Origin of the sequence: Streptomyces sp. NPDC058620 (assembly GCF_042717135.1) — a bacterium.
Classification (GTDB): domain Bacteria; phylum Actinomycetota; class Actinomycetes; order Streptomycetales; family Streptomycetaceae; genus Streptomyces.
This window is the reverse complement of sequence record NZ_JBHXQO010000032.1, coordinates 1-18,966: the sequence shown is the minus strand read 5'-3', so window position 1 is coordinate 18,966 and position 18,966 is coordinate 1. Positions and strand designations below refer to the sequence as shown.

Below are 18,966 nucleotides of genomic sequence, written 5' to 3'. Positions count from 1 at the left end.
CCCGCGGAGTCCGGTGTTGCAGCGACACAGTCGGCCTCTCCCGCGCTCTTCCGGAGCCGGGGGACCCCCTCCATGCCGGACTCCGAGGAGCCCTACGTCATGACCGCCGTAAACCCCGTCGAGAACGCAGTCGGCCGGCCCACGCCCGTCACCAACGCCACGCAGCTCCAGAAGCCCTCCGGGATGCCGGTCCACAAGTACGGCCAGTACGACGCCGTGGACATCCCCGACCGCACGTGGCCGGAGCAGCGGATCACCCGGGCGCCCCGCTGGCTGTCCACCGACCTGCGCGACGGCAACCAGGCCCTGATCGACCCGATGTCCCCGGCCCGCAAGCGCGAGATGTTCGATCTGCTCGTACGCATGGGCTACAAGGAGATCGAGGTCGGCTTCCCGTCCTCCGGTGACACCGACTTCAACTTCGTGCGTTCCATCATCGAAGAGGGCGCGATTCCCGAGGACGTGACGATCTCCGTCCTGACGCAGGCCCGTGAGGACCTGATCGAGCGCACCGTGGAGTCCCTGCGCGGCGCTCACCGGGCCACCGTGCACCTGTACAACGCCACGGCGCCGACGTTCCGCCGGGTCGTCTTCCGCGGTTCCAAGGACGACATCAAGCAGATCGCGGTCGACGGCACCCGGCTGGTCATGGAGTACGCCGAGAAGATCCTCGGCCCGGAGACGATCTTCGGCTACCAGTACAGCCCGGAGATCTTCACCGACACCGAGCTGGACTTCGCCCTGGAGGTCTGCGAGGCCGTCTGTGACGTCTGGCAGCCGGAGGCGGGCCGGGAGATCATCCTGAACCTGCCCGCCACCGTGGAGCGCTCGACGCCGTCCACGCACGCGGACCGCTTCGAGTGGATGTCGCGCAACCTGACCCGTCGTGAGCACATCTGCCTGTCGGTCCACCCGCACAACGACCGCGGCACCGCCGTCGCCGCCGCCGAACTGGCGATCATGGCGGGTGCGGACCGGATCGAGGGCTGCCTGTTCGGGCAGGGCGAGCGCACCGGCAACGTCGACCTGGTCACGCTGGGCATGAACCTGTTCTCGCAGGGCGTCGACCCGCAGATCGACTTCTCTCAGATCGACGAGATCCGCCGTACGTCCGAGTACTGCAACCAGATGGAGATCCACCCGCGCCACCCCTACGCGGGCGACCTGGTCTACACCGCCTTCTCCGGCTCCCACCAGGACGCCATCAAGAAGGGCTTCGACGCCATGGAGGCCGACGCGGCCGCCCAGGGCAAGACGGTGGACGACATCGAGTGGGCCGTGCCGTACCTGCCGATCGACCCCAAGGACGTCGGCCGCTCGTACGAGGCCGTCATCCGGGTCAACTCGCAGTCCGGCAAGGGCGGAATCGCGTACGTCCTCAAGAACGACCACAAGCTGGATCTGCCGCGCCGGATGCAGATCGAATTCTCCCGGATCATTCAGGCCAAGACCGATGCCGAGGGCGGCGAGGTCACACCGACGCAGATCTGGTCGACGTTCCAGGACGAGTACCTGCCCAACCCCGAGAACGCCTGGGGTCGCGTACAGATCCGCTCCGGTCAGACCACGACCGACACCGACGGCAAGGACACCCTCACCGTCGAGGCGACCGTGGACGGTACGGACACCGTGCTGACCGGCACCGGGAACGGCCCGATCTCCGCCTTCTTCGACGCGCTGCAGGCCATCGGCATCGACGCCCGTCTGCTGGACTACACCGAGCACACGATGAGCGAGGGTGCGAGCGCCCAGGCCGCCTCGTACATCGAGTGCGCGATCGACGGCAAGGTGCTGTGGGGCATCGGTATCGACGCCAACACCACGCGCGCCTCGCTCAAGGCGGTCGTCTCCGCGGTCAACCGCGCGACGCGCTAACGGTCCGCGGCCGTCCGGGTCCCCTGCGGACGAACGTGCGATATGCCGCGTAACCCCGTGGTTCCAGGACCCCGTTCACCTGCTCAGGGTGGGCGGGGTTCGGCCATCTCCGAGGGTTGTGACATCCGAGATGCTGACGTCGCATCACGGGTGTGGCTAACATCACGTCCAACGCGGCAATGTTGCCGGAGCGTTACGGAGGTGTGCGACGTGCGGTCAGCCAAAGGACAACGCGCCATAAGACTGCGTATCTACGGCATCCGCACCGTCTGGGACACCGTCGGCGACGGGGAGTTCTTCTGCCCCGGCTGCGGGGGCGACCGCAACTACCGGCGCCTCACCGGGCGTCGCCGTTTCGCCGTCCTCGGGGTGCCGCTGCTGCGGCGCGGCAGTGCCGGGCCCGTCGTCGAATGCGCCGTCTGCCGGGACCACTTCCCGACCGACGCCCTCGACCACCCCACCACCACCCGGTTCTCCGCGATGCTCCGGGAGGCCGTGCACACCGTCACCCTGGGTGTCCTGGCCGCGGGCGGCACGGGCTCCCGTACGGTCCTGGACACCGCGGTCGCCATCGTTCGGGACGCCGGGCTGGAGGACTGCACCCAGGAGCAGCTCTCCATCATCGTCGAGGTGCTCGCCGCCGACACCGGGCACGGGCCCGGCTCCGACCCGGCGGCGGAGGCGTGCGGAGCGACGCTGGCGATAGAGCTGCACGAGGTGCTGAAGCCGCTCGCCCCTCATCTGGCCGCGGCGGGGCGGGAGTCGGTGCTGCTCCAGGGCGCGCGGATCGCGCTGGCCGACGGGCCGTACAGCCCGGCGGAGCGGGAGGTGCTGGCGACGGTGGGCAGTGCGTTGTCCTTGTGCGCGGAGGATACGAATCGGTTGCTGGCGGCTGCGGCGCGTACGCCTTCCTAGGGCGGGCCTTGTTCTCAACCGCCGGACGGGCTTGGTGTGGCCTGGGCGGGCTTGAAAGGTGTCCTTGGCGGACGGGCTTGGTGTGGCCGGGCGGGTTCGGAACGGTGGTCGTACTCCCCGGGGAGTAGGCAGGGGGTCGGGACACCCCCGGCAGTAGCTCCGAAGTCGGTCCCTCGTGGGATGAGCCGGTCCCTCGCTGCCGGGAGTCTGGAGGTGAGCCAGACACCGTCCAGGAGGGGAGGGCCCGCGTCATGGGGGCCGATACGGAAATGAGCGGGGCGCGGACACGGCCGGGGGTGCGGCGGGCCGTGCCGTGGGTGATCGTCGCGTTCTGGGTGGCCCTGATCGCGGTCGCCGGGCCGTTCGCGGGCAAGCTCGGGGACGTGCAGCGTGACCGCGCCGTCGACTACCTGCCGGCCAACGCCGACTCCACGCAGGTGGCGAAGATCCAGGACACGCTGCCCGGAGGAGAGTCCACCGATCTCGTCCTCGTCTACCACCGCGACAGCGGGCTGACCCCCGCCGACCGGGCCACGGCCGGCGAACAGACCGCCGCGATCGCCGGGAACCACCAACTGAGCGCCGCCCCCCGGGGCGTGCCGTCCGAGGACGGTACGACGCTGATGTACGCGGTCTCCTCGACCGAGCCCGGACAGGACGAGGAGGTCAGGGCAGCGTTCGTCGGCGAGATCCGCGAGACCGCGAAGGGGGGCGGGGGACTGAGCGTGGAGGTCGGCGGGCCCGGGGCGCTGACCGTCGATGCCCAGGAGGTCTACGGCTCGCTCGGCGGGCCGCTGCTCTACACGACCGTCGCCGTCGTCGCGATCCTGCTGATCCTGATCTACCGCAGTCCGTTCCTCTGGCTGGTGCCGCTCGTCGTCGCCGGGATGGCCGACTTCCTGTCGATGGCCGTGGCGTACGGACTCAACCGGGGCTTCGACGTCACGGTCAGCGGCCAGAGTTCCGGGGTGATGACCATTCTGGTCTTCGGCGCGGGCACCGACTACGCGCTGCTCGTCGTCGCCCGCTACCGCGAGGAACTGAGCCGCTTCAGCCGGCCCTACGACGCCATGGCCGCCGCCCTGCGCGGCTGCGGGCCCGCCGTCGTCGCCTCGTCCGGGACCGTCGCCGCGGGGCTGCTCTGCCTGATGGCCGCCGACCTCAACAGCAGTCGCGGCATGGGACCCATCGCGGCCGTCGGCGTGCTGTGCGCGCTGTTCGCCATGCTGACCCTGCTGCCCGCCCTCCTGGTGGTGCTGGGCCGCCGCGTCTTCTGGCCGATCGTGCCCGCGTACGGAAGCGTGCCCAAGCGGCGCCGTTCCCTGTTCGCCGCGATGGGCGGCTCCGCCGGGCGCAGGCCCGTCGCCGTGCTCGTCTCCGGTGGTGTCCTGCTGGGCGCGCTGTCCCTCGGTGCCTTCGCCCTGCCCGGCGACCTCAAGCAGGAGAACTTCTTCACCAGTACGCCGGACTCGATCGCCGCCATGGAAACCCTCGGCAACGCCTACCCCGACAGCGGAACCCAGCCGATCACCGTGATCGCGCCCACCGGCCGGGCCGACGAGACCCTCGCGGAGGCACGCGGCACCGAAGGCGTCGTCTCCGTCGAACGCGGGCGCGGTGGCGGCGGCTGGACCGAACTGTCCGTCGTCCCCCGGGACCGGCTCGAGTCGGCCGGGGAGCGGGCCACCATCGAGGCCCTGCGCGGCGCCCTGGACGGCAGCCACGTCGGCGGCCCCAGCGCCCAGCAGCTGGACCTGGAGGAGACCAACGCCCGTGACCTGAAGGTCGTCGTGCCGCTCGTCATCCTCTCCGTCCTGCTGATCCTCGTCGTACTGCTGCGCAGCCTCCTCGCCCCGCTGATGCTCGTCGCCGCCGTCGTCGCCGTCTGGGGAGCCTCCCTCGGCATCGCCGGACTCGTCTTCGAACCGCTCCTCGGGTTCGAGGGCACCGATCCGGGACTGCCGCTGCTCTCCTTCGTCTTCCTGGTGGCACTCGGCGTCGACTACGGCATCTTCCTGATGCACCGGATGCGGGAGGAATCCCTGTCCGGGGCCGGACCGACGGAGGCCGCTCTCACCGCGCTGCGGACCACGGGCGCGGTGATCGCCTCGGCCGGACTGGTGCTCGCGGCCACCTTCGGGGTGCTGATGAGCATGCCGATGGTGGCCCTGGCCGAACTGGGCTTCGTCATCGCGGTCGGCGTACTGCTCGACACGTTCCTGGTCCGCACGTACCTGGTGACCTCGGCGAGCGTGGCCCTGGGACGCACGGTGTGGTGGCCCGGTGTGCTCAGCCGGAAGCCTCCGGCCGCCGGACCGGACGCGCCCCGCGAACCGGAACTCGTCGCGACCCGCTGACGGTGTCCGTACCCATGCCGGAGGATGGCAGCGTGTCCGCACCCCGAACCGCGCGCCGCAGCGAGCGCGTCCTGGCCGTCGTCAACCGCGACCCCATGGACGCCCCGCACAAGCTGCGCACCGACGCCCTCGTTGCCGGGGGCGCCGGTGCGCTCTCCGTCGTGCTGGCCCTCGTCACCGGCGACGGGCGGGTTCCCGACGCGCTCGGCTGGGCCCTGCTGCTGGGCAGCGCTCTGCCGCTGGTGTGGCGGCGCACAAGTCCGGTCGTCGTCCTGCTGACGATGATCCCGGTCCTCATGGCGTACCACGCACTCGACAACGCGCACTCGGCGCCGATGCCGCAGACCTTCATCGCGCTCTACACCGTCGCGGTCACGGGCAGGCCGCTGCGCACGATCCTGACCGGCGCGGTCGCGCTCGGTGCCATGGTGTCGGTGGTCAGCAGCATCGACGCCCACCAGGGGCTCGAACTCCTGCGGATCTCCGGCTGGATCATCGCCGTGCTGTTCTGCGGCGTCGACGTCCGCTTCTACCGCCGGTACGTCGCCTCGATGGTGGAGCGCGCCGAACGGGCCGAGCGCACCCGCGAGGAGGAGGCCGCGCGCCGGGTGGCCGAGGAACGGCTGCGGATCGCGCGCGATCTGCACGACCTGCTGGCCCACAGCATCACCGTGATCGGCGTGCAGACCTCGGTGGCCTCGCACATCCTGACCGTCGACCCGGACCGCCTGGACCGGGAGGCGGTCGCCAGGTCCCTCGACGACATCGCCGAGACCTGCCGAGAGGCCCGCGCCGAACTGCGCACCACCCTCCAGGTCCTGCGCACCGGCTCCGGGGACGGCGACGGGCCGCTGCCGGACCTGGCCGCACTGCCAGGTCTCGTGAGGGCGGCCGAGGCGGCAGGGGCGCGAGTGGATCTCTCGGTACGGACCCCGCCGGGCCGGCTCGCCCCGGCTACCGGGGCCGCCGCCTACCGGATCGTGCAGGAGTCCATGACGAACGCGGTACGGCACGCGGGGCCCGGCGTGCGGATCACGGTGGCCGTCGCACCGGACCCCGGCAGCCCCGCCCTGCGGGTCACGGTCACCGACGACGGTCCGGGCCCCCAGGAGGGCGCTGCCGGGCCGGGATTCGGCATCGTGGGGATGCGCGAGCGGGCACGCAGCACCGGCGGCACGCTCAGCGTGGGACCGCGCCCCGGCGGCGGGTTCGAGGTGGCGGCGGTGCTGCCGTTCCAGGAGCACGCGGCGGCCCCGGGCGATTCCGCCATGACGGTACGGGGGACGGCGCTGTGATCCGGGTCCTGCTCGCCGACGACCAGACGCTCGTCCGCGCCGCCTTCGCGATGCTCGTCGACTCCGACCCGGGCATGACGGTCGTGGGCCAGGCGGGCAACGGCCTGGAGGCGGTCGAACTGGCCCGCGGCACACGGGCCGACCTCGTCGTCATGGACATCCGGATGCCCGAACTCGACGGCATCGAGGCCACTCGCCGTATCGCGGCCGACGAGGACCTCGCCGGAGTGAAGGTGCTGGTCCTGACGACGTACGACACCGACGAGCACGTCGTCGAGGCGCTGCGCGCGGGCGCTTCGGGCTTCCTGGTCAAGGACACCAGACCCGCCGAACTCCTCGCCGCCATCACCACGGTGGCCGCGGGGGAGTCCCTGCTCTCGCCCGGCCCGACGGCCCGGCTGATCGCCCGGGTGCTCAGCGCACCCGCGGCACCCGCCCCGGGCACCGCGGCCGGCCCGGACTGCCTCACGGACCGGGAACGCCAGGTGCTCGGTCTCGTCGCCCGGGGCCTGAACAACACCGAGATCGCGGAGACCCTGGGCCTCAGTCCGCTCACCGCGAAGACCCATGTGAGCAGGATCATGGGCAAACTGGGTGCCCGGGACCGCGCCCAGCTGGTCATCGTGGCGTACGAGTCCGGGCTCGTCGTACCGGCCGCCGGTACCGAAGGCGGCGGGGAACGGTGACCGCGGCCGGCGCGGACCCCCGGTGGGCGACAATGGACGCATGAGCTTGTTCCGGGACGACGGCGTCGTGCTGCGTACGCAGAAACTGGGCGAGGCCGACCGGATCATCACGATCCTGACCCGCGGCCACGGCCGGGTGCGTGCTGTCGCACGCGGCGTCCGCCGCACCAAATCCAAGTTCGGGGCCAGGCTCGAACCCTTCTCCCACGTGGACGTGCAGTTCTTCGCCCGAGGCAGCGAACTGGTCGGCCGCGGTCTTCCCCTGTGCACCCAGAGCGAGACGATCGCTCCGTACGGTGGCGGCATCGTCGCGGACTACGCCCGCTACACCGCGGGCACCGCGATGCTGGAGACCGCCGAACGCTTCACCGACCACGAGGGCGAGCCCGCGGTCCAGCAGTACCTGCTGCTCGTGGGCGGGCTGCGCACCCTCTCCCGCGCGGAGCACGCGCCCAACCTCATCCTCGACGCGTTCCTGCTGCGTTCCCTCGCCGTGAACGGTTACGCACCCAGCTTCGAGGACTGCGCGAAGTGCGGAATGCCCGGTCCCAACCGGTTCTTCTCCGTCGCGGCGGGCGGCGTCATATGCGGCGACTGCCGGGTGCCCGGCAGCGTCGTACCCTCTGCTGAGGCCGTCACCCTGCTGAGCGCGCTGCTCACCGGTGACTGGGAGACGGCGGACGCGTGCGAGGCGCGTCATGTCAGGGAGGGGAGCGGGCTGGTGTCCGCCTATCTGCACTGGCATCTGGAGCGGGGACTGCGCTCGCTGCGGTACGTAGAGAAGTGACACAGGGAGACGAGAGAAGCTCATGGCAGTACGCGGAATCCTCGGCGGCCGTAACCGGCGCACCTACAAGTCCCCCGAGCCGCACCCCTCCGGCGCCACACCCCCGAAGATCCCCGGGGAGCTGGTGCCCAAGCACGTCGCCGTCGTGATGGACGGCAACGGCCGCTGGGCCAAGGAGCGGGGACTCCCGCGCACCGAGGGCCACAAGGTCGGCGAGGGCGTCGTCATGGACGTCCTCAAGGGCTGCATCGAGATGGGCGTCAAGAACCTCTCGCTGTACGCCTTCTCCACGGAGAACTGGAAGCGCTCGCCGGACGAGGTGAAGTTCCTGATGAACTTCAACCGGGACGTCATCCGCCGCCGCCGCGACGAGATGGACGAGCTGGGTATCCGCATCCGCTGGGTGGGGCGGATGCCGAAGCTGTGGAAGTCCGTCGTGCAGGAGCTCCAGGTCGCCCAGGAGCAGACGAAGGACAACGACAAGATGACGCTGTACTTCTGCGTCAACTACGGCGGCCGGGCCGAGATCGCCGATGCCGCGCAGCGCATCGCGCAGGACGTCGCCGCCGGGAAGCTCGACCCGTCGAAGGTCAACGAGAAGACGTTCGCGAAGTACATCTACTACCCGGACATGCCGGACGTCGACCTGTTCGTGCGCCCCAGCGGCGAACAGCGCACCTCCAACTACCTGATCTGGCAGTCCGCGTACGCGGAGATGGTCTTCCAGGACGTCCTGTGGCCCGACTTCGACCGCCGGGACCTGTGGCGGGCCTGCCTGGAGTACGCCCAGCGCGACCGTCGCTTCGGCGGCGCCGTGGAGGCGGGCACCGCCGAGGGCCCGGCCCTCTGAGCCCGCCGCTGCGCCCGCCCCATGACACGTGTGGGGCGGGGACGGCCGCCTGCACCGGCGGCCGTCTCGTCCGGCGTCCGGCCGGCTGAAGGGCTACGCCCGCGCCGGGTCAGCTCTTCGCGGCAGCCGCGCACTCCGCGCAGGTCCCGAAGATCTCCACCGTGTGGGCCACGTTCACATAGCCGTGCTGTGCGGCGATCGTCTCCGCCCACTGCTCCACGGCGGGGCCCTCGACCTCGACGGCCTTGCCGCACATCCGGCACACCAGATGGTGGTGGTGGTCACCCGTCGAGCACCGGCGGTAGACCGCCTCGCCCTCCGTGGTGCGCAGCACGTCGACCTCGCCGGCGTCGGCGAGGGACTGCAGGGTGCGGTAGACCGTGGTCAGCCCCACCGAGTCGCCGCGGTGCTTGAGTACGTCGTGCAGCTCCTGGGCGCTGCGGAACTCGTCCACCTCGTCGAGCGCCGCCGCCACCGCCGCCCGCTGCCGGGTCGACCGGCCGCGTACCGGCGCTGCGTTCGTGCCACTGATCGGCGCCGTCACAGCTGCCTCCTCGTGTCGCCCGTACATGTGTCGGGCCATTGTGCCAGCCCGCCCCGGGTCCACGGTCACACCCGCACGTCGTCCGGCTCCCGGGGGCCGGGCGGGACGGCGGGCTTCCCTTCAAGGGTGCACGCCCGGTCCGCCTCCGCCGCCCGGGCCCGGCGCCGGGCCAGCGGCGCGGCGAGCGCGGTGAGCACGATGAACACGGCGATGGCCAGGAGCACGATCGTCGCGCCGGGCGGGACGTCCCGGTAGTACGAGGTCACCGTGCCGGCCAGCGTGACCGCCGTACCGATGACCACCGCGAGGACGAAGGTCACCCTGAAGGACTTCGAGATCTGCTGCGCCGCGGCCACCGGCACCACCATGAGCGCGCTGACGAGCAGCAGCCCGACCACCCGCATCGCGACGGTGACCGTCACGGCCGCCGTCACGGCGACCAGGAGGTTCAGCACGCGCACCGGGAGCCCGGTGACCCGGGCGAATTCCTCGTCCTGGCTGACCGCGAACAACTGCCGCCGCAACCCGAGCGTCACCAGCACCACGAAGGCGGCCAGCACGCAGATCGCGGTGACGTCCTCCTCGGAGACCGTCGACAGCGAGCCGAAGAGGTAAGAGGTGAGGTTGGCGTTGGACCCGGTGTCGGAGATGTTGATCAGCAGGACACCGCCCGCCATGCCGCCGTAGAAGAGCATGGCCAGCGCGATGTCGCCGCGGGTGTGCCCGTACCAGCGGATCAGTTCCATGACGATCGCGCCCGCGACGGCGACGGCCGTGGCCATCCACACGGGGCTGGTGGAGAGCAGGAAGCCGAGACCGACACCGGTCATCGCGATGTGCCCGATGCCGTCTCCCATCAGGGCCTGACGGCGCTGCACCAGGAAGATGCCGATGGCCGGGGCGGTGATGCCGACGAGCACGGCGGCGATCAGGGCGCGCTGCATGAAGGCGGGTTCGAGGAATTCCATCGTGATCAGCTCAGCAGTCCGGTCCGTACGGGCTCGGAAGCCGCGTGGGGGTGTACGTGGTCGTGGCCGGGCAGTGCGTGCTGGCCCAGGGCCTCGGGGGGCGGGCCGTCGTGCATCACGCAGCCGTCGCGCAGCACGATCGCGCGGTCGATCAGCGGCTCCAGCGGGCCGAGCTCGTGCAGGACGAGCAGGACGGAGGCTCCGACCGCGACCTGCTCGCGCAGTGTGCGGGCGAGGATCTCCTGGCTGGCCAGGTCGACGCCGGCCATCGGCTCGTCCATGATCAGCAGCTCGGGTTCGGCGGCGAGCGCCCGCGCGATCAGCACCCGCTGGTGCTGCCCGCCCGAGAGCGCGCTCACGGAGTCCTTGGCCCGGTCGGTCAGGCCGACGAGCTCGATGGCCCGGCCGACGGCCTCCCGGTCCGCCTTGCGGGGCAGCCTCAGCTTCGTACGGGACAGGCGCCCGGACGCGACGACCTCACGGACCGTGGCGGGGACGCCGCCGGCCGCCGTCGTGCGCTGCGGCACGTAGCCGATGCGGGCCCACTGGCGGAAGCGGCGCAGCTCGGTGCCGAAGAGTTCGACGGTGCCTCCGGTCAGCGGGACCTGCCCGATGGCGGAGCGCACGGCCGTGGACTTGCCCGAACCGTTGGCGCCGAGAAGGGCCACGACCTCACCGCGGTGCACGGTGATGTCGACCCCACGCAGCACGGGGCGCCCGCCGAGCGCGGCCGTGGCGCCGCGCAGGCGGATCACGGGGTCGGGGGTGGTGCTCTCGGGCTGCGGCATGAACGCCTCCGATGCTGCTGAGGACGGTACGGGTGTCACGTAGGTCACTTCGCGCCGAGTGCCTTCTGGAGCGCGGCGAGGTTGGACTCCATGACCTCGATGTAGTCAGCGCCCCTGGACTGCTCGGTGATTCCCTCCAGCGGGTCCAGGACGTCCGTCTTCAGGCCGGTGTCCTCGGCGACGGTCTTCGCGGTCTTGTCGCTGGCGAGCGTCTCGAAGAACACGGTGGTGGCCTTGTTCTCCTTCGCGACGGTGTGGATCTCCTGGATCCGGGCCGGGCTGGGCTCGGCCTCGGGGTCGATGCCGGCGATGCCCTCCTGGACCAGGCCGTAGCGCTCGGCGAGGTATCCGAAGGCGGAGTGCGTGGTGATGAACGTCTTGGTCGTGGTGTCCTTCAGGCCCGTCTCGAAGGCCGTGTTCAGGGCGTCCAGCTTGTTGACCAGGGCGTCCGTGTTCTTGGCGTAGTCCGCGGCGTGGTCCGGGTCGGCCTTCTCCAGGGACTTGCCGACACCCTTGGCGACCTCGGCGTACTTCACGGGGTCCAGCCAGATGTGCGGGTCGGTGCCGGCCTCGCCCTCGTGCGCGTGCTCGTCCTCGTGGCCCTCCTCCTCCGCGTGCCCCTCCTCGTGCCCGTGCTCGTCGCCGACCTCGCTGCCGTGCTTCTCCAGCGTGGTGAGCGTCGCCGCGTCGACCGTGTTCTCCACTCCGGCCTGCGTGACGGCGTCGTCGACGGCGGGCTGGATGCCCTTGAGGTAGAGGATGTAGTCCGCGTCGCCGAGACCGCCGATCTGCCGCGGGGTGAGCTCCAGGTCGTGCGGCTCGACACCCGGCTTGGTGAGGCTCTCGACGGAGACGTGGTTCCCGCCTATCTCCTCGGCCAGGAACTGCATCGGGTAGAAGGACGTGACGACGCTCAGCTTGTCGCCGTTCTCGCGGTCGGCGGCGTCGGACGCGGAGCAGGCGGAGAGGGCGGTGAGGCCGAGGACGACTGCTCCGGCGACGGCGGCGGTGGGTATCGGGCGACGTACGTTCATGACAGTCATTTTCAACAATTATGGAAACGATTGTCAACAAGACAGATGAGATGCTCGTTACACCGAGACGGGATCGCTCAGCCCCCCTGCCGATTTGATCCAGGGGGTGCGCCCGCCGGTAATCTGAGCCATTCGCCGTTCGTCGCCGTCGTAATGAAGAGAGCACCGTGGCCGCCGACAAGATCGACACCATCGTCAGCCTGAGCAAGCGCCGTGGCTTCGTCTACCCCTGCAGTGAGATCTACGGTGGCTCCAAGGCCGCCTGGGACTACGGGCCGCTGGGTGTCGAACTCAAGGAGAACATCAAGCGTCAGTGGTGGCGCTCCATGGTCACCGCGCGCGAGGACATCGTCGGTCTCGACTCGTCGGTGATCCTGGCCTCCGAGGTCTGGGAGGCCTCCGGTCACCTGGCGACCTTCTCGGACCCGCTGACCGAGTGCACCTCCTGCCACAAGCGTTACCGCGCGGACCACCTGGAGGAGGGCTACGAGGCCAAGCACGGCCGCCCGCCCGCCAACGGTCTCGCCGACATCAACTGCCCGAACTGCGGCAACAAGGGCCAGTTCACCGAGCCCAAGCAGTTCTCCGGCATGCTGCAGACGCACCTCGGCCCGACCCAGGACGCCGGTTCGGCCGCGTACCTCCGTCCCGAGACCGCCCAGGGCATCTTCACCAACTTCGCCCAGGTGCAGCAGACTTCGCGCAAGAAGCCGCCGTTCGGCATCGCGCAGATCGGCAAGTCCTTCCGGAACGAGATCACTCCGGGCAACTTCATCTTCCGCACCCGCGAGTTCGAGCAGATGGAGATGGAGTTCTTCGTCAAGCCGGGCGAGGACGAGGAGTGGCAGCAGTACTGGATGGACCAGCGCTGGAGCTGGTACACGGGTCTCGGCCTGCGCGAGGAGAACATGCGCTGGTTCGACCACCCCAAGGACAAGCTGTCGCACTACTCGAAGCGCACCGCCGACATCGAGTACCGCTTCAACTTCGGCGGCAACGAGTTCTCCGAGCTCGAAGGCGTGGCCAACCGCACCGACTTCGACCTCAAGGCGCACTCCAAGGCGTCGGGTCACGACCTCACGTACTTCGACCAGGAGGCCGGCGAGCGCTGGACTCCGTACGTCATCGAGCCGGCGGCCGGTGTCAACCGCGCCATGCTCGCCTTCATGCTCGACGCGTACATCGAGGACGAGGCGCCGAACGCCAAGGGCGTCATGGAGAAGCGCACCGTGATGCGCCTCGACCCGCGCCTGGCGCCGGTCAAGGTCGCGGTGCTGCCGCTGTCCCGCAACCCGCAGCTGTCGCCGAAGGCCAAGGGCCTCGCCACCGACCTGCGCAAGAACTGGAACATCGAGTTCGACGACGCGGGCGCCATCGGCCGCCGCTACCGCCGTCAGGACGAGATCGGTACGCCGTTCTGCGTCACCGTCGACTTCGACACCCTCGATGACGACGCGGTGACCGTGCGCGAGCGCGACACCATGAAGCAGGAGCGCGTCTCCCTGGACCAGATCCAGGCGTACCTGGGTGCCCGGCTGCTCGGCTGCTGACATTTCGTACGTATGAGCGGGCGAAGCCCCTGGTTCCTTGTACGGGACCGGGGGCTTCGTTGCACACTGGGCGCACCCGTCCACAGGAGGCCAGGATGCCGTCCATGACCACGAGCAAGGTCAGCAGATGGGACGGCCACGGCCGTGAACACGTCGTCCACGTCAGCAAGTCGGGGATGCAGCGCCAGCTGAGCTGCGAGACCTGCGGCTGGCGCAAGAGCGCACAGTTCCTGCCGTGGCTGAAGGCGCAGGAGCACCTCGCGGAGGCGCACCAGGCGACCGTGGACCCCACCGCCTGAAAAGTGGGTGCCGGGGCCACCGGAGCCGGGGTACCGTTTCCGGCATGTCTTCGTTCTTCCAGATCTACGAGTGAGAGCGCGGCGGGACTCACCACCCGTCGCCCATCGGATCGATCCCCGATCACTTCAGACCTCACTTCTCACCACGAATGGGAGAACCCCGTGGCAAAGAGCCGTAACAACCTCCTCGGTGTCGGTGGACAGCGCAAGAAGCTGTCCCGCGACGAGCAGCAGGGCGCGGGTCCCTCGCGCAACGCCGACCGCCAGACCGCCGAGGAGAAGAAGCAGGAGCTGGTGCGCAAGATGCGTGAGCGCGCCCAGTCCTCCGCCACCTCCTCGGACGACTCCGCGGACCAGGACGCCCCGGCCCAGAGCTGACGCCTCCGCCCCACCCGTACGACCGCGGGCCCGGATCACACCGTGATCCGGGCCCGCACCCGTGTGCGCGGGCCGGCCTCCTCGCCCCTTACGCCCGGTGGCACTTTCGCGGTACGCGACAATGGGGGAATGACCACGCTCGCCCCCGCGCCCCCGCTGCTCCGGATCGGCCCGCACACCGTGCAGCCGCCCGTGGTGCTCGCCCCCATGGCCGGCATCACCAACGCCCCCTTCCGCACCCTGTGCCGGGAGTTCTCCGGGGGCAAGGGGCTGTTCGTCAGCGAGATGATCACGACGCGGGCGCTGGTCGAGCGCAACGAGAAGACCATGCAGCTCATCCACTTCGACGCGAGCGAGACCCCGCGCTCCATCCAGCTGTACGGAGTGGACCCGGTCACCGTCGGCAAGGCGGTCCGCATGATCGTCGACGAGAACCTCGCCGACCACATCGACCTGAACTTCGGCTGCCCGGTCCCCAAGGTCACCCGCAAGGGCGGCGGCTCCGCGCTCCCGTACAAGCGGCCCCTGCTGCGCGCCATCCTCAACCAGGCCGTCTCCCACGCCGGTGACATCCCGGTCACCATCAAGATGCGCAAGGGCATCGACGACGACCACATCACGTTCCTGGACGCGGGCCGGATCGCCGTCGAGGAGGGCGTGACGGCCGTCGCCCTGCACGGCAGGACCGCGGCCCAGCACTACGGCGGCACGGCCGACTGGGACGCCATCGCCCGCCTCAAGGAGCACGTCCCGGAGATCCCCGTCCTCGGCAACGGCGACATCTGGTGCGCGGACGACGCCCTGCGCATGATGCGTGAGACCGGCTGTGACGGCGTGGTGGTCGGCCGGGGCTGCCTGGGCCGCCCCTGGCTCTTCGGCGACCTCGTGAGCGCCTTCGAGGGCACTCGGACGCGACAGGCGCCCGGCCTCCGGGAGGTCGCGGACGTGATGGTGCGGCACGCGACGCTGCTGGGGGAGTGGATCGGCGACGAGACCCGTGGCGTGATCGACTTCCGTAAGCACGTGGCCTGGTACCTCAAGGGCTTCGCGGTGGGCTCCGAGATGCGCAAGAAGCTCGCCGTCACCTCGTCGCTGGAGGAACTCGCCGGCCAGCTGCACGAACTGGACCTGGACCAGCCGTGGCCGGACGGTGCGGACGGGCCGCGCGGGCGGACCTCGGGCAACAACCGGGTGGTGCTGCCGGACGGCTGGCTGAAGGACCCGTACGACTGCGCCGGAGTGAGCGCGGACGCGGAGCTCGACACCTCGGGCGGCTGAGAGCCTGTCCCGGCCTCTGGAGCGGGTCCCGCAGGAGTGCCTCGGCGCTTCCGTGGGACCCGTTTCGCATGGCGGGGGTCGGGCACCGAGTGCCCCATGTGTGGATGCTCATCTGAGCGGCTGTTTCGGAGCAATCCGACGAGAATTCGCCACCGGTCTCACGCTCTGCTCCGTTTTCCTCGCCGCTGGGTGACCAGGCAGTGCCCATATGGCGTCCGGATGGTGACATCTGAGCGCGATCGGGGGCGTGATTCTCACCACCCTTGAGGGGTGCGTTGCTCAGATGAGCATTAATTCGCAGGGTGTATTTCTCAAATGATGGCACTGGGTGCCAGGTGAGTTTACTTTGATCGATCGACGCTTCCCCTACGGACAGTGAGTAAAGAGAGGGGATCTGTTGGCTCCTCGTAGTTTTGCGTTCAAGAGGTGAACGAACCTCTCGCGTCCTTCTGAGTGCCGCGCAACTTTCGATCTGCTGGCGGACGGGTGGTTGAGGCCGCATGACGCGCAAGTGGACGTACCCAGACACCTTCGATCTGGGTATGTTCCTCGCCGTCAGGGCAGCCACCGCGTCCTCGAGGAGTCGAGACCCGTGTCGGAAAACAAAGATCCCCAGAAGTTCGTCTACGACTTCACCGAGGGCAACAAGGATCTGAAAGATCTCCTGGGCGGCAAGGGTGCCAACCTCGCCGAGATGACCAATCTCGGGCTGCCCGTTCCTCCCGGCTTCACCATCACCACCGAGGCGTGCAAGGTCTACCTCGACAGCGGTGAGGCGCCGGCCGAGCTGCGCGAGGAGGTGAGCGCCCACCTCGAAGCCCTTGAGCGGAAGATGGGCAAGAAGCTCGGCCAGGCCGACGACCCGCTGCTGGTCTCCGTCCGCTCCGGCGCCAAGTTCTCGATGCCCGGCATGATGGACACGGTCCTCAACATCGGCCTCTCCGACGAGTCCGTCGTCGGTCTCGCCACCCAGGCCGGTGCGGAGCGCTTCGCGTGGGACTCCTACCGCCGCCTCATCCAGATGTTCGGCAAGACGGTCCTCGGGGTCGACGGCGAGCTGTTCGAGGAGGCCCTGGAGGCCGCCAAGCACGCCAAGAAGGTCACCATCGACACCGATCTCGGCGCCGACGACCTGAAGAAGCTGGTCAAGCACTTCAAGAAGATCGTCAAGCAGGAGGCCGGCCGCGACTTCCCGCAGGACCCGCGTGAGCAGATGGACCTCGCCATAAACGCGGTCTTCGACTCGTGGAACACCGACCGCGCCAAGCTCTACCGCCGCCAGGAGCGCATCCCCGGCGACCTCGGCACGGCCGTCAACGTCTGCTCGATGGTCTTCGGCAACCTCGGCCCCGACTCCGGTACGGGCGTGGCCTTCACCCGTGACCCGGCCAGCGGCCACCAGGGCGTCTACGGCGACTACCTGCAGAACGCGCAGGGCGAGGACGTCGTCGCCGGCATCCGCAACACCGTGCCGCTCGCCGAGCTGGAGTCGATCGACAAGAAGTCGTACGACCAGCTGATGAAGATCATGGAGACGCTGGAGACCCACTACAAGGATCTCTGCGACATCGAGTTCACCATCGAGCGCGGCCAGCTCTGGATGCTCCAGACCCGGGTCGGCAAGCGCACCGCGGGTGCCGCCTTCCGGATCGCCACCCAGCTCGTCGACCAGGGCCTCATCGACGAGGCCGAGGCGCTCCAGCGCGTCAACGGGGCGCAGCTCGCGCAGCTGATGTTCCCCCGCTTCGACGACGCGGCGAAGACCGAGCTGCTGGGCCGCGGCATCGCCGCCTCCCCGGGTGCGGCGGTCGGCAAGGCCGTCTTCGACTCGTACACCGCGGTCAAGTGGTCCCGCTCCGGCGAGAAGGTCATCCTCATCCGCCGCGAGACCAACCCCGACGACCTCGACGGCATGATCGCCGCCGAGGGCATCCTGACCTCGCGCGGCGGCAAGACCTCGCACGCGGCCGTCGTGGCCCGCGGCATGGGCAAGACCTGTGTCTGCGGGGCCGAGGACCTGGAGGTCGACACCAAGCGCCGCCGGATGACGGTGGGCGGCCGGGTGATCGAGGAGGGCGACACCGTCTCGATCGACGGTTCCACCGGCAAGGTGTACCTCGGTGAGGTCCCCGTCGTGCCGTCGCCGGTCGTCGAGTACTTCGAGGGCCGGATGCACGCGGGAGCCGACGACGCCAACGAGCTCGTCGCCGCCGTGCACCGGATCATGGCGTACGCGGACCGAGTACGCCGACTGCGCGTACGGGCCAACGCGGACAACGCCGAGGACGCCCTGCGGGCGCGCCGCTTCGGAGCGCAGGGCATCGGCCTGTGCCGCACCGAGCACATGTTCCTCGGTGAGCGCCGCGAGATGGTCGAGAAGCTGATCCTGGCGGACACCGACGCGGAGCGCGAGACCGCGCTCGCCGCGCTGCTGCCGCTCCAGAAGGCCGACTTCATCGAGCTGTTCGAGTCGATGGACGGGCTGCCCGTCACGGTACGGCTGCTCGACCCGCCGCTGCACGAGTTCCTGCCCGACATCACCGAGCTGTCGGTACGGGTCGCCCTCGCCGAGTCCCGCAAGGACGCCAACGAGAACGATCTGCGCCTGCTCCAGGCCGTGCACAGGCTGCACGAGCAGAACCCGATGCTGGGTCTGCGCGGGGTGCGCCTCGGCCTGGTCATCCCCGGGCTCTTCGCGATGCAGGTCCGCGCCATCGCGGAGGCGGCGGCGCAGCGCAAGAACGCCAAGGGCGACCCGCGCCCCGAGATCATGATTCCGCTCGTCGGAACGGTCCAGGAGCTGGAGATCGTCCGCGACGAGGCCGACCAGGTCATCGCCGAGGTCGAGGCCGCCACCGGCACCGAGCTGAAGCTGACCATCGGCACGATGATCGAGCTGCCGCGGGCCGCGCTGACCGCCGGCCAGATCGCCGAGGCCGCGCAGTTCTTCTCCTTCGGCACGAACGACCTGACCCAGACCGTGTGGGGCTTCTCCCGTGACGACGTGGAGGCATCGTTCTTCACCGCGTACCTGGAGAAGGGCATCTTCGGGGTGTCGCCGTTCGAGACGATCGACCGGGACGGTGTCGGTGCGCTCGTGCGCAGCGCCGTCGAGGCCGGCCGCGCGACCCGTCCGGACCTCAAGCTCGGGGTCTGCGGCGAGCACGGCGGTGACCCGGAGTCGGTGCACTTCTTCCACGAGGTGGGCCTGGACTACGTGTCCTGCTCGCCGTTCCGCATCCCGGTGGCCCGCCTGGAAGCGGGCCGGGCGGCGGCGCAGTCCAAGGGGAGCGACAGCCGCTGACACGGCGGTGACTGGCTGACTCCCGGGCCGCCGTCGGACCGTACGACCCTCGCCGGTC

At 69.8% G+C, this 18,966-nt stretch carries 16 protein-coding genes; 12 read left to right on the top strand and 4 right to left on the bottom strand.

Features of this window, described 5'->3' with window-relative positions; all coding sequences use genetic code 11:
* Positions 1–99: 99 nt before the first annotated feature.
* The 7 genes from leuA (at position 100) to ACFWSK_RS25205 (ending at position 8,765) form a co-directional block, all read left to right on the top strand.
* Positions 100–1,875, top strand: coding sequence for a 2-isopropylmalate synthase (gene leuA, locus ACFWSK_RS25235; RefSeq protein WP_383790350.1), 1,776 nt, complete (start codon positions 100–102; stop codon positions 1,873–1,875).
* Between the two features lie 210 nt (positions 1,876–2,085).
* Positions 2,086–2,790 carry a TerB family tellurite resistance protein gene (locus ACFWSK_RS25230; protein ID WP_383790347.1) on the top strand — a complete coding sequence of 235 codons (705 nt, stop codon included), beginning with the start codon at positions 2,086–2,088 and terminating at the stop codon, positions 2,788–2,790.
* 269 nt (positions 2,791–3,059) lie between these two features.
* The gene (locus ACFWSK_RS25225; RefSeq protein ID WP_383790490.1) at positions 3,060–5,147 is read left to right on the top strand and encodes an MMPL family transporter; all 2,088 of its coding nucleotides are present in this window, start codon (positions 3,060–3,062) and stop codon (positions 5,145–5,147) included.
* A 14-nt stretch (positions 5,148–5,161) separates the two neighbouring features.
* The gene (locus ACFWSK_RS25220; RefSeq protein ID WP_383790345.1) at positions 5,162–6,442 is read left to right on the top strand and encodes a sensor histidine kinase; all 1,281 of its coding nucleotides are present in this window, start codon (positions 5,162–5,164) and stop codon (positions 6,440–6,442) included.
* A complete protein-coding gene (locus tag ACFWSK_RS25215; protein WP_383790342.1) occupies positions 6,439–7,128 on the top strand; it encodes a response regulator in 690 nt (229 codons plus the stop codon). The genes ACFWSK_RS25220 and ACFWSK_RS25215 overlap by 4 nt, the downstream gene beginning before the upstream one ends.
* A gap of 40 nt (positions 7,129–7,168) precedes the next feature.
* On the top strand, positions 7,169–7,915 hold the full coding sequence (recO, locus tag ACFWSK_RS25210) for a DNA repair protein RecO (RefSeq protein ID WP_383790339.1): 747 nt from the start codon (positions 7,169–7,171) through the stop codon (positions 7,913–7,915).
* A gap of 22 nt (positions 7,916–7,937) precedes the next feature.
* Complete coding sequence (locus tag ACFWSK_RS25205) at positions 7,938–8,765, top strand: isoprenyl transferase (RefSeq protein ID WP_383790336.1); 828 nt, start codon at positions 7,938–7,940, stop codon at positions 8,763–8,765.
* A 109-nt stretch (positions 8,766–8,874) separates the two neighbouring features.
* On the opposite strand, the gene ACFWSK_RS25200 is transcribed toward ACFWSK_RS25205, so the two are convergent.
* The 4 genes from ACFWSK_RS25200 to ACFWSK_RS25185 form a co-directional block, all read right to left on the bottom strand.
* Positions 8,875–9,309 (bottom strand): Fur family transcriptional regulator, encoded by a 435-nt coding sequence (locus ACFWSK_RS25200; RefSeq protein ID WP_383790333.1) that lies wholly within the window; start codon positions 9,307–9,309, stop codon positions 8,875–8,877.
* 65 nt (positions 9,310–9,374) lie between these two features.
* A complete protein-coding gene (locus ACFWSK_RS25195; RefSeq protein ID WP_383790330.1) occupies positions 9,375–10,277 on the bottom strand; it encodes a metal ABC transporter permease in 903 nt (300 codons plus the stop codon).
* A 5-nt stretch (positions 10,278–10,282) separates the two neighbouring features.
* Complete coding sequence (locus ACFWSK_RS25190; protein WP_383790327.1) at positions 10,283–11,065, bottom strand: metal ABC transporter ATP-binding protein; 783 nt, start codon at positions 11,063–11,065, stop codon at positions 10,283–10,285.
* A gap of 44 nt (positions 11,066–11,109) precedes the next feature.
* Positions 11,110–12,099: a metal ABC transporter substrate-binding protein gene (locus tag ACFWSK_RS25185; RefSeq protein ID WP_383790323.1), complete on the bottom strand. Its 990-nt coding sequence runs from the start codon at positions 12,097–12,099 to the stop codon at positions 11,110–11,112.
* A 167-nt stretch (positions 12,100–12,266) separates the two neighbouring features.
* Between ACFWSK_RS25185 and ACFWSK_RS25180 the strand changes: the two genes are divergently transcribed.
* The 5 genes from ACFWSK_RS25180 to ppdK all read left to right on the top strand — a co-directional run bounded on the left by ACFWSK_RS25180 (position 12,267) and on the right by ppdK (position 18,908).
* A complete protein-coding gene (locus tag ACFWSK_RS25180; protein ID WP_383790320.1) occupies positions 12,267–13,649 on the top strand; it encodes a glycine--tRNA ligase in 1,383 nt (460 codons plus the stop codon).
* Positions 13,650–13,744: 95 nt separating this feature from the next.
* On the top strand, positions 13,745–13,948 hold the full coding sequence (locus ACFWSK_RS25175; protein ID WP_383790317.1) for a hypothetical protein: 204 nt from the start codon (positions 13,745–13,747) through the stop codon (positions 13,946–13,948).
* 162 nt (positions 13,949–14,110) lie between these two features.
* Positions 14,111–14,326, top strand: a complete 216-nt coding sequence (locus ACFWSK_RS25170) for a DUF6243 family protein (RefSeq protein ID WP_383790314.1) — start codon at positions 14,111–14,113, stop codon at positions 14,324–14,326.
* A gap of 129 nt (positions 14,327–14,455) precedes the next feature.
* Positions 14,456–15,604, top strand: coding sequence for a tRNA dihydrouridine synthase DusB (dusB, locus tag ACFWSK_RS25165; RefSeq protein WP_383790311.1), 1,149 nt, complete (start codon positions 14,456–14,458; stop codon positions 15,602–15,604).
* Between the two features lie 592 nt (positions 15,605–16,196).
* Positions 16,197–18,908 (top strand): pyruvate, phosphate dikinase, encoded by a 2,712-nt coding sequence (gene ppdK, locus ACFWSK_RS25160; RefSeq protein ID WP_383790308.1) that lies wholly within the window; start codon positions 16,197–16,199, stop codon positions 18,906–18,908.
* The last annotated feature ends 58 nt before the right edge of the window (positions 18,909–18,966 follow it).